The following is a 13,206-nucleotide window of genomic DNA, read 5'->3' as shown; positions in this document are numbered from 1 at the left end:
ATGCTGAGCCTGGTGGTCTTCCTCCCGCTGGCGGTGGCGCTCGCGCTGCCCGCCGTCCCGCGCCGCGCGGTCCCCTGGACGTGGATCGGCGCCAGCGTCCTGGACCTCGCGCTCGTCATCGGGATGTGGGCCGCGCACGGCACCGGCGGCGGGGTCGCGTACGAGACCGACGTGCGGTGGATCCCGTCGGTCCGGGCCGGCTACCACGTCGGCGTGGACGGCCTGTCGCTGCCGCTGCTGGCCCTGACCGCCGTGCTGTTCGCCGCGTGCGCGGTGTACTCGCTGCGGCAGACCCACCGGGTGCGGGCGTTCGCGATCCTGTTCCTCTTCCTGGAGACCGTCTGCCTGGGCCTGTTCGCGGCCCTCGACCTGCTGCTGTTCTTCGTCTTCTTCGACCTGTCGATCGTCGGCATGTACTTCGTGATCCTGCTGTGGGGGCACGGCGACCGGACGCGGTCGGCGCTGGTGTTCTTCCTCTACACGTTCCTCGGATCGCTCGTCCTGCTGCTCGGGTTCATCGGCCTCTACCTGGGCGCCGACCCGCACACGTTCGACATGGTCGAACTGACCCGGAACCCGCCGCCGAGCGGCGGCCTGGCGGCGCTGACGCTCCTCGCCGTCGGGATCGGACTCGGCGTCAAGACGCCCGTCGTGCCCTTCCACACCTGGCTGCCGCCCGCGCACACCGACGCGCCCGCCGCGGGGTCGGCGATCCTCGCCGGAGTCATGCTGAAGATGGGCACCTACGGGCTCATCCGGATCGCGATGCCGATGCTGCCGGACGCCTGGCGGCGCTACGCCCCGGTCTTCCTCATCGTGGGGCTGGTCGGCGTCCTGTACGGGGCGCTGGTCGCGCTGGCGCAGGACGACCTCAAGCGGCTCGTCGCCTACACGTCGGTCAACCACATGGGGTACATCGTCCTCGCGCTGGGCGCGGCCGGGTACGCCGCCGGCGACGCCGACGCGCGGCGGCTCGCCGTCACCGGCGCGGTCACGCAGATGGTCAGCCACGGCCTGGTCACCGGCGCGCTCTTCCTGCTGTGCGGCGTCCTGTACGACCGGGCGGGCGGCTACGACCTCGGGCGGTTCGGCGGCATCGCGCGCGGCGCGCCCGTCTTCGCCGCGCTGACCGCGGTGGCCGCGTTCGCCTCGCTCGGGCTGCCGGGCCTGTCCGGGTTCGTCGCCGAGTTCCAGATCTTCGCCGGGACGATCGGGAGCGGCGCGGCGGCGACGGCGGTCGCCGGCGCCCTGGCCGTCCTCGGCATCCTCGTCACGGCCGCGCTGTTCCTGCGCGTCCTGCACCGCGTCGTGCTCGGCCCGCCCGGAGAGCTGACCCCGTTCGTCACCGACGTGCGGCGGCCCGAACTGGGCGCGCTCGTCCCGCTGCTGGCGCTGTCGCTGGTCATCGGCGTCGCGCCGCGCTTCCTGCTCGACACGATCGAGCCGCTGTCGGCCGCGGTCGTCGCGCTGGTGGGCCGCTGATGAACGAGAACCCCGCCGACCTCGCCCCCGAGCTGTGCGTGCTGGCCGCCGCCGTGGCCGGGCTGATGACGGGGATGTTCCTGCCCCGTGCGCGCCAGTGGCCGGTCCCGGTGGTCTGCTCGGCCGGACTCGTCGCGGGCCTGGCCTTCGCGGGGGCCGCGGCGACCCGTCCCGGCCTCATGGCGTTCGACTCCTTCTCCGTCGACGCGATCACGCACGTCACCCGGATCACCGTGCTCGGCTCGACGCTCGCCGTCGTCCTGCTCGCGGCCGGGCGGGTCCGCGGCCATCCGAGGGAGAGCGAGCACCACGTCCTGATCCTGCTCTCCGCACTCGGGACGGTCATGCTCGGCGCCTCGTCCGACCTGCTCGTCCTCGTCGCCGCGTACCTGCTGGCGAGCATCCCCGCCTACGCGCTCGCCGGGTTCGGCAAGGACGCGCCCGGGACCGAGGCCGCGCTGAAGTACTACCTGATGGGGGCGCTGCTGGGCGTGCTCATGCTCGGCGGCGTGACGCTGCTGTCCGGCGTGGGGCGCGGCACCGCCTACCCGGTGCTGCGGACCGGGCTCGCCGGCGCGCCCCCGGCGGCGGTCGCGGCGGGCCTCGTCGCGCTCCTCGCCGGGCTCCTGTTCAAGGCGGGCGCCGTCCCGGGCCACTACTGGGTGCCGGACGTGACCGAGGGCGCCCCGCCCGCCGTCGCCGCGTACGTCACCACCGTCCCCAAGATCGGCGCGTTCGCCGCCCTCTACCGCTTCGGCGCCGAGACCTCCCCGGACGGCTGGGCCGCCCTCCTCGCCGTGGTCGCGGCGGCGACGATGACGCTCGGCAACCTCGCCGCGTTCGGGCAGGACAACGTCCGCCGCCTGCTGGCGTACTCGACCGTGAGCCAGGCGGGCTACCTGCTCGTCCCGGTCGCGATGGCGGGACGGACCGACCTGGCACGTCCCGCGCTGCTGTACTTCGTGGCCGCCTACGCGGTGACGAACCTGGGCGCCTTCGCGGTCGTGGTCGCCGCCGGCCGCGACGACCTGGCCGGATACACCGGGCTGCTGCGCGCCTCGCCGCCGCTCGGCCTGTCCCTCGTCGTCTGCCTGCTCGGTTTCGTCGGGACGCCGCCGACCGCCGTGTTCGTCGGGAAGGTCCTGATGTTCGGCGCCGCGCTGGACGGCGGTCACGCGTGGCTCGCGGTGGTCGCCGCCGTGAACACCGTCGCCAGCGTCTTCTACTACCTGCGCTGGATCGTCCCGCTGTTCCGGCGGCCGCCCCGCCCTCCGCCCCGGGCGCGCGGCGCCACCGCGCTCGCCGCTGCCGCCGCCCTGCTGTCCCTGGCCCTCGGCATCGCCGCCGGCGTCGCCCTCGCCGCCTGAGGGGCGTCACGGCCGCCTAGGGGGCGTAGCGGCGGGCCAGGGTGCGGAACGCGAGCTTCGGCTCGAAGTGGCCCGTCTTCTCGTAGCCGAGCCCCGTCTCGGGCGGCAGCACCCTGACCAGGGAGAACCCGGCCATGTCGAGGTCCCTGGCGGGGTCGGGGGAGTACGGGCCGTCGGGTTCGATGAAGTCGTAGACGAACGCGCCGTACACGCCCTCGGCCTCGTAGACGTCCAGCAGCTCGGAGATGTAGCGGGCCTGCGTCCCCTCGTCCCGGACGTAGCCCGGCGGGATGACGGGCGGGTCCTGCGACCAGTCGACGATGTCGAACCCGTCGCCGCCGCGCCTGTCCGCGCCCCGGTAGGTGCAGCATCCGAACTCGGTGATGACGACGGGCTTGCCGAACCGGTGCAGGGCCCGGACGTCCTTGACGTAGGTCGCCTCGTTCGTCTCGTCCCGGTACAGGTCGACGCCCACGACGTCGAAACCGCGCCAGGCGACCTCCTCCCAGACGCCGGAGGTGTAGGTGAGGCGGCCGCCGAACAGCGGTCGGACGGTCCTGAGCGCCCGGCCGAGGAACGCGTTCAGCCGCTCGTTGTAGCCCTCGCCCGCCGGGGTCCCGAGGTTGGCGGCCCGCTCCCGCCAGTCCTTGCCGGGCACCAGCCCCTCCATGAAGATGGTCAGCTCGCAGCCCACCGAGACGCCGACGCCGGCGTGGGTGCGGCGGAGCCCCTCGGCCGCCTTGGCGACGGCGGTGAGGAACGTCAGCGTCGTCCGCGCGTCCCGGTCGAAATGCCGGGCCTCGAACCACACGAACATGCCCTCCCGCGCCGCGCAGCGGGCCGCGAGCATGAGGCGCTCCAGGTTCGAGCCGAGCAGGATGATCGCGTTGCAGTGGAGGTCGCGGCGGATCGCCCGGATCTCGCGCCGCACGTACGCGGGCTTCCACACCTCGCGTTCGGTGTCGTAGTTGACGCCGTGCTGCGGCAGCGGCCGCCTCCGGGCCGGCGCGGCCTGCGCGGCGCCGGTCATCGGGTCAAAGGCGATCACCGCCGCCCCGGACACGGCGGCCGCCGCCGTGCCGGCGAGCACGGTCCTGCGGCTCATCCGCGCCGCGGGCGCCTTCCGCGCCGTCGGTCCTCGCTGTGGCAACGTCTGCTCCTCGCTGGTCGAGCCGCCCGCCACCGAGCCTTCCGGGGACGGGCGTGCCCGGGCAGCGGCCACCGGACCACGCCCGCGGCGACCAAAGTCGCCGGGCGCGGCGTCCGAAGGTCGATCAGGCGAGCAGGCCGTGCCGCTCGGCGAGGTCGAGGGCGGCCTGCGCGGCCGGTGCGAGCAGGTGGCGGTCGCCGCGCCCCACGTAGACGTACTCGTCCACCTCGCCGGCCGCCGCCATCGCGCCCCGGTACGCGGCGGTGAAGCAGGCCATGCGGACGTGGGCGAAGGCGGGCTGGTCGTGGGCGGGGGCCCGGATCACGCCCAGTTCCCGGAAGGACGCCCGGTCGAGCTCCAGGTCCAGCTCCTCGCGGACCTCCCGGGACAGGGCCGACCAGTCGTCCTCGCCCGGCTCCCGTTTCCCTCCGGGCAGGTACAGCAGGTCGCGGCCCCGGGACCGGACGGCGAGCATCCGGCCGTCCGACACCTGGATCCACGCGACGACGTCGAGATCTTCCACGGGCGGTCATTCTCCTCCAGCCCGCGCGGCGGCGCGCAGGGAGGCCGCGCCGTGCGGGCGGCAGCGGGTCGTATGCTCCGGGGGTGCGCGCCGAAGCCCTCGATCCGGTCCTGCTGCGGACCTTCGTCTCCGTCGCCGACCTGGGCTCCTTCACCGCCGCGGCGGCCGCGGAGGGCTACACGCAGTCGGCCGTCTCGCGGCAGATCGCGGCGCTGGAGGACGTCTGCGGGGTGGAGCTGTTCGCGCGCGGCGCCCGGGGCGTGCGGCCGACACCCGCCGGGGAGTACCTGCTCCCGCACGCGCGCGCCCTCCTCGACCGGCTCGCCGACACGGCCCGCGCCCTCGACGGGCTGCGCCGGCTCGACACCGGGACCCTGCGGCTCGGCGCGTTCGCCACCGCCAACGCCGCGCTCGTCCCCCGCGCGCTCGCCCGGTTCCGGGCCCGGCACCCGGGCGTCCGGCCGCTGCTGCGCGAGGGCACCACCGAGCGCCTGCTGCCGATGCTGGAGGCGGGCGACCTCGACATCGCGCTGGTCAGCACGCACAAGGTCCCCTCGATCGCCGCCGACGACCTGGTGACCCTGCTGGACGACGCGCTGCTCGTCGCGCTGCCGTCCGGCCACCGGCTCGCCGCGCGCGAACGCGTCCCGCTCGCGGAACTGGCCGACGAGCCGTGGATCGTCGCCGACGACCCGGCGGCGATCGCGGCGCTTCACGCCCGGTGCGAGGCGGCCGGGTTCGTGCCGCAGACGCCGCTGCGCGTCGCCGAGTGGATCTCCAAGCTGGGGCTGGTCGCCGAGGGTTTCGGCGTCACGCTCGTCCCGGCCGTGGCGGCCTCCGCCATGGCGCGGGACGGCGTCGTGCTGCGCGCCGTGACGGCCGGCCGCCCCCGCCGCGCCGTCTACGCGGCGGTGGGGCGGCACGCGCGCCGGTCCCCGGCGGTCACCGCGTTCCTCGCGCACCTGCGGGACGTGGCCGCCGAGCTGCGGTCCGAGGGCGGGCCCGGGGATCCGGCCGGCGCGGCGGGGGAGCCCCGGCCCTAGGGGACGGCCGCGACGATCTCCACCTCCAGCAGGGCGTCGGGGTGGAAGAGCCGGGACACCTCGACGGTCGTGCTGGTGGGCGGCGGACCGGTGAAGTACCGCCTGCGGACGTCGCCGTACTCCCGCAGCCGGTCCAGGTCGGTGACGAACGTCCGGATGTTGACCACGTCGCCGAAGCCCGCGCCGTGGGCGGCGAGGATCCGCTCCAGCAGCGACATGATCACCTCCGACTGGCGGGTCATGTCGCCCGGCTTGTCGATCTCGCCGTCCGCGTCGAGGGCGATCTGCCCCGACACGTACAGCATCGGGCCCTGCGTCACGTACGCGGTGTGGGAGTAGGCCGGGTTCGGCGGGGCCGGGACGGTATCGGGGTTGCCGAGCGTCACGCGCATGGGCGGGGTCCTCCTGATGTGGTCGGTGAGGGCGACGAGGTCGTGGCCGCCGAGCCCGGCGGCGAGGGCGGCGTCCGTCCGCGCGCGGACGATGGGCAGGACGCCCGCGGGCGGGGAGCCGTCCAGGGCGAGGCCGAGGTCCTTGGCCGCGAGCGCGAGCGTGAAGCGCGGCGGGTCGCCCTCGGTGTGCTCCTTGAGGCGGAGGGCCAGGGGGCTGATGCGCGTCAGCGCGTCCAGGGCGAGGCCGGAGTCGACGCCCAGCCGGTCGGCCAGGGCCAGCGTCTCGCCGAGAACGGCGAAGTTCCCGACGAGCGCGCTGTTGACCACCAGTTTGAGCGCGGCCCCCGAGCCGGGCGGTCCGATGTGCCGGACCTCCCCGAGGGCGGCGAGGGCGCCGGCGCAGCGGGCGAGGTCGTCCGGCTCGGCCCCCGCGAGGACCACCAGCTCGCCCGCCTCCGCGTGCGGGACGCTGCCGGACACCGGCGCGTCGACGTACCCGATCCCCGCGGGAAGCCGGCCCCGGACGTCGTGGACGGCGTCCGGGCCGATCGTCGACATGTCGGCGATCACGGCGCCGGGCGGCAGGGCCGGGGCGGCGCCGTCCGGGCCGAACAGCACGTCGTCGACGGCGGCCGCGTCGGTGAGCATCGTGACGACCAGCTCGCGGTCCCGCGCCGCCTCGGCGGGCGTGCCGCGGACGGCGGCGCCCGCCTTCGCGAGCGGGGCGGCCCGGGAGGGCGTGCGGTTCCAGACGGTCAGGTCGTGCCCGGCGGCGATCAGGCGCCGGGCCATCGGGACGCCCATGCGTCCCAGTCCGAGAAAGGCGATTCGTGTCATGGCGCGTCCGACGTTAGACGGCGAGCACTCATGTCACCAGCGAAGACTTCGCACGCCAGCCATGCGCGGCACGCATGGCTCGACCGGGACGCGCCTCAGAAGGCGAAGGCGGCGGCGACGCCCGCCAGCAGGATGGCCAGACCGGTCGTGATCAGGATCGAGACCGGGTCGGCCGCGCCCGCCCCGGAGGGCAGGGTGCGCCGGGCGTGGAAGCTCCTGCGGGTGCGGCGCAGCATGAGCGCGGCCCCGCCGCACACGACCGCCGCGGCGAGGACCGTGCCCGGGGCCGAGGGGGCCAGGCGCACGCACAGCAGCCCCGCGCCGATCAGGGCCAGGGTGGTGCGCGACCATGCCAGCGCCGTCCGCTCCGGCTGCGCGCCGGGGTCCCTGAGCCTCACCGGGTGATCAGCAGCGCGATCAGCAGGACGATCGCGGCGCCCGCCAGCCCGTAGGAGATGACCGGGGCCAGCGCGGGCGGCGGCAGCGTCTCGGCGCGCCGCAGCGCGCGCTCGGTCCGCAGCCACCGGCGGAACGCCAGCGCCGCGACCAGGGCGCCGCCCGCGGCGAAGCCGACCGCGAGCACCTGCCGCAGCGGCGATTCGATCAGGTCGCCCGCCAGGGCGAGGCCGATGCCGCCCGCGATCAGCGCCAGCGCCGTGCGGATCCAGGCCAGGAACGTGCGCTCGTTGGCCATGGTGAAGCGCGGATCGGGGTCGTCGCCCTCGGCGAGCAGGCGGTCGGTCCACCTGCCGCCGGAGGAACCCGGAGGCGTCGTCGCGGTCATCGCCTTTCATATTAAGCGAAGAAAGTGAAAGCCCTAATTCGGGGGCGTGAATGGCAATTCCGACCGTCTATCCCGGAAAAGCCTGGTGGGACCCGGTCAGGCCGGCGGAGCGGGGTCAGGCGGGGGGGAGGTGCGCGGGGCGGGCACGGTGGGGCCGAAACGGCGCGCCGAGGCATCCTCCTGGGCCAGCCGGTGCAGGGACGCGAAGACCTGTTCGTAAAGGATGGTCGACACCAGCAGCGAATGGACGGTCCGGGCCCGCGGGGCGCCCTCCGCGACCCGTCCGATCTCGTGCTCGGCGACCTCGGCGGCGGCCTTCACGTAGGGGCGCAGGTCCTTGAGGGTGATCGGGAAGCCGAGGCGGCGCAGCGCCACGAACGCGTGGGCCAGCAGGTCGCGGGCGGGGGCGCGGTCGCCGACCTGCCAGCCGAGCTCGCGGACGATGGCGTCGACGTCCTCGCGGGCCGCCCGCCAGTGCGGGTCGTGCGGCGCGGCGACGTGCGGGCCGGCGGCGTGGTGGGTGGTGGCGAACAGCTCGTGCATGCCGACCCGGTCGTCCTCGACGGCCTCGATGACCTCCTGGATCGCCGAGATCGGCATGTCGCCCACCTCGCGCAGCGCGCTGATCAGCCGGAGCCGCTCCAGATGCCGCCCGTCGTACTCCGAGCGCGTGGCGCTGACCGTCGAGCCCTTCGGCAGCAGGCCCTCCCGGATGTAGAACTTGATCGTCTGGACCGTCAGCCCGCTGCGGTCGCTGAGCTCGGAGATCTGCACGTTGCACCCCCTTTACCGAAGGCAACGGTAGCGAGGTCGGAGGCGCGGAGACCGGCACAATCCCAGGTCCGCCCGGCTTGTGGCGTTTCGCCCCACGGCCGGATCAGGACGCGGTGCGGCGCATGCCTTCGGAGATCTTCTCGGCGGCGGCGGCGACGGGCGCGGCGTGCAGGCGCCCGGGGGAGCGGGTGAGGCGTTCGAGGGGACCGGACACCGAGACCGCCGCGATGACCCGTCCGGCCGCGCCGCGGATGGGGGCCGAGACGGAGCCGACGCCCTGCTCCCGCTCGCCGACGCTCTGCGCCCAGCCCCGGCGCCGCACGGACGCCAGCGTCGTGGCCTCGAACTTGGCGCCGCGCAGCCCGCGGTGCAGCCGGTCGGGCTCCTCCCACGCGAGCAGGATCTGCGCGGCGGACCCCGCCGTCATCGGCAGCGCCGCGCCGACCGGGATGGTGTCGCGCAGGCCGCTGGTGCGCTCGGCGGCGGCCACGCAGACCCGCACGTCCCCCTGGCGGCGGAACAGCGACGCGCTCTCGCCGGTGTGGTCGCGCAGCTGGGCCAGGATGGGCTGCGCGATCGCGAGCAGGCGGTCCTCGCCCGCGGCGACCGCGAGCTCCGCCAGCCGCGGCCCGAGGATGAAGCGCCCCTGCGCGTCGCGGTGGACGAGGCGGTGGTGCTCCAGCGCGACGGCCAGCCGGTGGGCGGTGGGGCGGGCCAGCCCCGTCGTCTGGACGAGCTGGGCGAGCGAGGCCGGACCGGCCTCCAGCGCGTTCATCACGAGCACCGCTTTGTCAAGTACGCCGACTCCGCTAGAGTTGTCCATGCATTGATATTGCCGTCTCGTAATTTGAGATGCAAATCGAGGTGGCCGGGACCGCCCGGGCGACCGGGCCGGCGGCGCGCCGCCGGCCGGCACGACCAGCACAGCCGACGATCAGCACAGGTGAGGTGGAGTGATGGGCCGAACACTGGCCGAGAAGGTGTACGACGCGCACGTCGTACGGCACGCCGAGGGCGAGCCCGACCTCCTCTACATCGACCTGCACCTGGTCCACGAGGTCACGAGCCCACAGGCGTTCGACGGGCTGCGGATGGCGGGCCGCCAGGTCCGCCGCCCGGACCTGACGATCGCCACCGAGGACCACAACGTCCCGACCACGGACCTGCTCAAGCCGATCGCCGACCCGGTGTCGCGCACCCAGGTCGAGACGCTGCGCAAGAACTGCTCCGACTTCGGGATCCGGCTCCACCCGATGGGCGACGAGGGCCAGGGCATCGTGCACGTCATCGGCCCGCAGCTGGGCCTGACCCAGCCGGGCATGACCGTCGTGTGCGGCGACTCGCACACCTCCACCCACGGCGCGTTCGGCGCCCTCGCCTTCGGGATCGGCACCAGCGAGGTCGAGCACGTCCTCGCCACGCAGACGCTGCCGCAGATCCGCCCGAAGACGATGGCCGTCACGGTCGAGGGCGCGCTGCCCGAGGGCGTGACCGCCAAGGACCTGATCCTCGCGATCATCGCACGCATCGGCACCGGCGGCGGCCAGGGCCACATCGTCGAGTACCGGGGCGAGGCCGTCCGGTCGCTGTCGATGGAGGGCCGCATGACGGTCTGCAACATGTCCATCGAGGCCGGCGCCCGCGCCGGGATGATCGCCCCGGACGAGACGACGTTCGCCTACCTCAAGGACCGCCCGCACGCCCCGCAAGGCGAGGACTGGGACCGCGCCGTCGAGTACTGGACGTCCCTGCGCACCGACGACGACGCGGTCTTCGACCGGGAGGTCGTGATCGACGCCGCCGAGCTGACCCCGTTCGTCACGTGGGGGACGAACCCGGGCCAGGGCCTGCCGCTCGGCGAGTCCGTGCCCGACCCCGCGTCCTTCGACGACCCTGTCCAGCGCCAGTCCGCCGAGCGCGCCCTGGAGTACATGGGCCTGACCGCCGGGACGCCGCTGCGCGACATCGCGGTCGACACCGTCTTCGTCGGCTCCTGCACCAACGGCCGGATCGAGGACCTGCGCGCCGTCGCGGGCGTGCTGGAGGGCCGCAAGGTCGCCGACGGCGTCCGGATGCTGGTCGTCCCCGGCTCCATGAAGGTCAAGAAGCAGGCCGAGGAGGAGGGGCTGGACGCCGTCATCTCGGCCTCCGGCGCCGAGTGGCGCGAGGCCGGCTGCTCGATGTGCCTGGCGATGAACCCCGACAAGCTCACGCCGGGCGAGCGCAGCGCCTCCACGTCCAACCGCAACTTCGAGGGCCGGCAGGGACCGGGCGGCCGCACCCACCTGGTGTCGCCCGCCGTCGCCGCCGCCACCGCCGTCACCGGGCACCTGGCCGCCCCCACTGACCTCGGCGAAGCCGCCGGGGGGTCTGGGGGGTCGTCCCCCCAGAATGACGCCGACCTCTAAGGAAGCACGATGGAAGCGTTCACCACCTACACCGGGCGCGCGGTGCCGCTGCGCCGCAGCAACGTCGACACCGACCAGATCATCCCGGCCGTGTGGCTCAAGCAGGTCAGCCGCACCGGATTCGACAAGGGCCTGTTCTCCGCCTGGCGCGAGGACCCGGACTTCGTCCTGAACCAGCCGCGGTACCAGGGCGCGGGCATCCTGGTCGCCGGGCCCGACTTCGGCACCGGCTCGTCCCGCGAGCACGCCGTCTGGGCGCTGCAGCAGTACGGCTTCCGCGTCGTGATCGCGCCGCGCTTCGGCGACATCTTCCGCAACAACTCCACGAAGATGGGCCTGCTGCCGGTCGTCCTCACGGGCGAGCAGGTCGAGGCGCTGCAGAGCGCGGTCGAGAAGGATCCCGCCCTGGAGATCACCGTCGACCTGGGCGCGCGCGAGGTCCGCTGGGGCGCCGACACCGCGACGTTCGAGATCGACGACTACACCCGCTGGCGGCTGATGGAGGGCCTGGACGACATCGGCCTCACGCTGCGCCACGCCGACGCCATCGCCGACTTCGAGGCGGCCCGAACAGCGCTGCTCCCCACCACGGTGTAGCCCGCCCGAGATCCGCGACACGCCGCCCGTGGCGTCAGATACCCGGAAGTATCCGGCGTCACGGGCGCGCCCGAACGTACCCCGGGCGAGACGGTCGGCGCGGACGCGGGGAGAATCTCCCTAGTGTGCAACGACCGCCGACCGTTTGGGGACTCCAAGTGAGCACGGCCCCGTGGACCGGGCCTGAGTGGGACGATCCGACGTTGACGCAGCTCGCACGGCAGTTGCGTGACGCTCATCGCGCCGTGGCGCCGCTTCCGCCACAGGACCGGCAGCGGCTCATCCGGCACCTGCTGGCGATCACCGATCTGGCGAAACGGGACGCCGAACTGGCCGCCCGCAGGCTGGACGCGTTCCTCGCCGATTTCCAAGACGGGCCCGACGTCGGTTAGCGTGCGCAGTGGCCGGATCCGGTCCGGTCACCGGGCGAGACGGGGGCGAGACCGACAAAAACGCCAGCGACACGCCATCGTTTGCGTGAAGGTGATTGTGTCCATGGTGAGGGTCCCTTAGTTTCGTTCGGGCAAGGGGGGAACTAGAGGAGTAACCCATGAACAAGCGTGAGCTGGTCGACGCCATCTCTGACCGGCTGGGCAGCAAGAAGGCCGCAGCCGAGGCGGTCGACGCCATCCTGGAGGCGATCCAGAACGCGGTCGCCAAGGGCGACAAGGTCGCGATCACCGGGTTCGGTTCGTTCGAGAAGGCCGACCGGCCTGCCCGTACGGCCCGCAACCCCGCAACGGGCAAGACCATCGAGGTTCCCGCGACGTCCGTGCCGAAGTTCAAGGCGGGCGCCGACTTCAAGAACCTGGTGGCCGGCAAGAAGTAAGCGCCTCACCGCGTCAGCGCCCGGGACCGCGTGGTTCCGGGCGCTGACGCGTTTCCGGGCCCGTCCGGACGCGCCCCGTCCCGGCCGCGCTCGTTCGGCCGCGCTTGTTCGGGGATGCCCTGCTCAGGCGGGCGGAGTGGGAAGCGGGAAGGTCGACAGCGTCACCACCGAGACCCGCTCGCCGTCCAGTGCGAGGTTCACCCGCTGGCCGAAGCGCAGCAGCCGCAGGCCGCCCGCCGCGAACGCCTCGGCGTCGAAGGGCAGTTCCGTCCCGTCGTCGAGGAGCACGCTCCCCGAGCGGGTCTGCGCGTCGAACGCCTTCACCGTCCCCTGCATGCCCCAGACTCTAGGCCAACGAGGGCAGCCGGGAGGCGACGGCCGTGGTGCGGGGACCGGCGCCGAGCGCGAGCGCCGCGCGGAGGTCGTCCGGAGTGTCGACGTCGCGGCGTACGCTGTCGGTGCCGGGCAGAAGGATCTCCCGGGCGCCGCGGGCGCGGTGGGCGGTCCGCGAGCCGCCGCCGAACGCGGGGGAGAACGGGACGCCCGGGCGGGCCGTGTAGAGGGTCGTGCCGACGCCGGCCGCGTCCGGCACGAACGCCTCGGGCGCGGCGCTCGCGGCGTCCAGGACGCGGGCGAGTTCAAGAGGTCGCAAAGCGGGCAAGTCGGCTGAAAGCGCCCCGACGCCGGCGTCGGCGGCCAGCTCGCGGCCGCGGCCGGCGCCGTAGACCAGGGCCGGGTTCAGGCCGGCATCCGGGACGTCCGGAACGATCCGGGCGCCGAGGGCGGCGAGCTCGGCCGCCGGAAGGGGATCGTCGGTGACTACGATCACGTCGCGGACCCGGTCGCAGCGCAGCGCGGCGGCGACCGTGTCGGCCGCGACCGCGAGCGCCAGGGCCTCCCGGTGCGGCCCTGCCGCCGCCGACATGCGGGTCTTGGCCTTGGCTAGGACCTTCACGGGGACGACGAGCGACCACCGGAGCGGCGGCTTCCCGTGCGCTCGCACGGGGGGTGCTGGTGTAG

Annotated in this window: 16 protein-coding genes; 7 read left to right on the top strand and 9 right to left on the bottom strand. The window is 74.1% G+C overall.

Features of this window, described 5'->3' with window-relative positions; genetic code table 11:
* Both AB0K37_RS08595 and AB0K37_RS08590 read left to right on the top strand, forming a co-directional pair.
* Positions 1 to 1,482, top strand: a complete 1,482-nt coding sequence (locus AB0K37_RS08595; RefSeq protein ID WP_363976828.1) for an NADH-quinone oxidoreductase subunit M — start codon at positions 1 to 3, stop codon at positions 1,480 to 1,482.
* Positions 1,482 to 2,849 (top strand): NADH-quinone oxidoreductase subunit N, encoded by a 1,368-nt coding sequence (locus AB0K37_RS08590; protein WP_363976825.1) that lies wholly within the window; start codon positions 1,482 to 1,484, stop codon positions 2,847 to 2,849. The genes AB0K37_RS08595 and AB0K37_RS08590 overlap by 1 nt, the downstream gene beginning before the upstream one ends.
* A gap of 16 nt (positions 2,850 to 2,865) precedes the next feature.
* Here AB0K37_RS08590 and AB0K37_RS08585 read toward each other — a convergent pair whose 3' ends face one another.
* Both AB0K37_RS08585 and AB0K37_RS08580 read right to left on the bottom strand, forming a co-directional pair.
* Positions 2,866 to 3,999, bottom strand: a complete 1,134-nt coding sequence (locus tag AB0K37_RS08585; protein ID WP_363976822.1) for a hypothetical protein — start codon at positions 3,997 to 3,999, stop codon at positions 2,866 to 2,868.
* Between the two features lie 124 nt (positions 4,000 to 4,123).
* A complete protein-coding gene (locus AB0K37_RS08580) occupies positions 4,124 to 4,522 on the bottom strand; it encodes an NUDIX domain-containing protein (RefSeq protein WP_363976819.1) in 399 nt (132 codons plus the stop codon).
* 83 nt (positions 4,523 to 4,605) lie between these two features.
* Here AB0K37_RS08580 and AB0K37_RS08575 point away from each other — a divergent pair, with 83 nt between their 5' ends.
* Entirely contained in the window at positions 4,606 to 5,565 is a 960-nt protein-coding gene (locus tag AB0K37_RS08575) for a LysR family transcriptional regulator (protein WP_363976818.1), read from the top strand.
* Here the strand turns inward: AB0K37_RS08575 and AB0K37_RS08570 are convergent.
* From AB0K37_RS08570 to AB0K37_RS08550, 5 genes are all read right to left on the bottom strand, one after another.
* Positions 5,562 to 6,794, bottom strand: coding sequence for an NAD(P)-binding domain-containing protein (locus AB0K37_RS08570; protein WP_363976815.1), 1,233 nt, complete (start codon positions 6,792 to 6,794; stop codon positions 5,562 to 5,564). The two genes, AB0K37_RS08575 and AB0K37_RS08570, sit on opposite strands and share 4 nt — an antisense overlap.
* Positions 6,795 to 6,889: 95 nt before the next feature.
* Positions 6,890 to 7,192 (bottom strand): DUF202 domain-containing protein, encoded by a 303-nt coding sequence (locus tag AB0K37_RS08565; protein WP_363976813.1) that lies wholly within the window; start codon positions 7,190 to 7,192, stop codon positions 6,890 to 6,892.
* On the bottom strand, positions 7,189 to 7,578 hold the full coding sequence (locus AB0K37_RS08560) for a DUF202 domain-containing protein (RefSeq protein ID WP_363976810.1): 390 nt from the start codon (positions 7,576 to 7,578) through the stop codon (positions 7,189 to 7,191). Before AB0K37_RS08560 ends, AB0K37_RS08565 begins: the two co-directional genes overlap by 4 nt.
* A gap of 96 nt (positions 7,579 to 7,674) precedes the next feature.
* Complete coding sequence (locus AB0K37_RS08555) at positions 7,675 to 8,352, bottom strand: MerR family transcriptional regulator (protein WP_363976807.1); 678 nt, start codon at positions 8,350 to 8,352, stop codon at positions 7,675 to 7,677.
* A 103-nt stretch (positions 8,353 to 8,455) separates the two neighbouring features.
* Positions 8,456 to 9,175: an IclR family transcriptional regulator gene (locus tag AB0K37_RS08550; protein ID WP_345174887.1), complete on the bottom strand. Its 720-nt coding sequence runs from the start codon at positions 9,173 to 9,175 to the stop codon at positions 8,456 to 8,458.
* A gap of 133 nt (positions 9,176 to 9,308) precedes the next feature.
* Here AB0K37_RS08550 and leuC point away from each other — a divergent pair, with 133 nt between their 5' ends.
* The 4 genes from leuC (at position 9,309) to AB0K37_RS08530 (ending at position 12,186) form a co-directional block, all read left to right on the top strand.
* Positions 9,309 to 10,760, top strand: coding sequence for a 3-isopropylmalate dehydratase large subunit (gene leuC / locus AB0K37_RS08545; RefSeq protein WP_363976804.1), 1,452 nt, complete (start codon positions 9,309 to 9,311; stop codon positions 10,758 to 10,760).
* A 9-nt stretch (positions 10,761 to 10,769) separates the two neighbouring features.
* Positions 10,770 to 11,357 (top strand): 3-isopropylmalate dehydratase small subunit, encoded by a 588-nt coding sequence (leuD, locus tag AB0K37_RS08540; protein ID WP_363976801.1) that lies wholly within the window; start codon positions 10,770 to 10,772, stop codon positions 11,355 to 11,357.
* 203 nt (positions 11,358 to 11,560) lie between these two features.
* The gene (locus tag AB0K37_RS08535) at positions 11,561 to 11,749 is read left to right on the top strand and encodes a hypothetical protein (protein WP_218935032.1); all 189 of its coding nucleotides are present in this window, start codon (positions 11,561 to 11,563) and stop codon (positions 11,747 to 11,749) included.
* Between the two features lie 158 nt (positions 11,750 to 11,907).
* Positions 11,908 to 12,186, top strand: a complete 279-nt coding sequence (locus AB0K37_RS08530; protein WP_021598708.1) for an HU family DNA-binding protein — start codon at positions 11,908 to 11,910, stop codon at positions 12,184 to 12,186.
* 123 nt (positions 12,187 to 12,309) lie between these two features.
* Here AB0K37_RS08530 and AB0K37_RS08525 read toward each other — a convergent pair whose 3' ends face one another.
* Both AB0K37_RS08525 and cofC read right to left on the bottom strand, forming a co-directional pair.
* A complete protein-coding gene (locus AB0K37_RS08525; protein WP_363976798.1) occupies positions 12,310 to 12,522 on the bottom strand; it encodes a hypothetical protein in 213 nt (70 codons plus the stop codon).
* 10 nt (positions 12,523 to 12,532) lie between these two features.
* Positions 12,533 to 13,189 carry a 2-phospho-L-lactate guanylyltransferase gene (gene cofC / locus AB0K37_RS08520; protein WP_345174897.1) on the bottom strand — a complete coding sequence of 219 codons (657 nt, stop codon included), beginning with the start codon at positions 13,187 to 13,189 and terminating at the stop codon, positions 12,533 to 12,535.
* Positions 13,190 to 13,206: the final 17 nt, after the last annotated feature.

The organism is Actinomadura sp. NPDC049753 (genome assembly GCF_040674655.1).
Taxonomy (GTDB): domain Bacteria; phylum Actinomycetota; class Actinomycetes; order Streptosporangiales; family Streptosporangiaceae; genus Spirillospora; species Spirillospora verrucosospora.
This window is presented reverse-complemented; position numbering and strand designations above follow the sequence as displayed.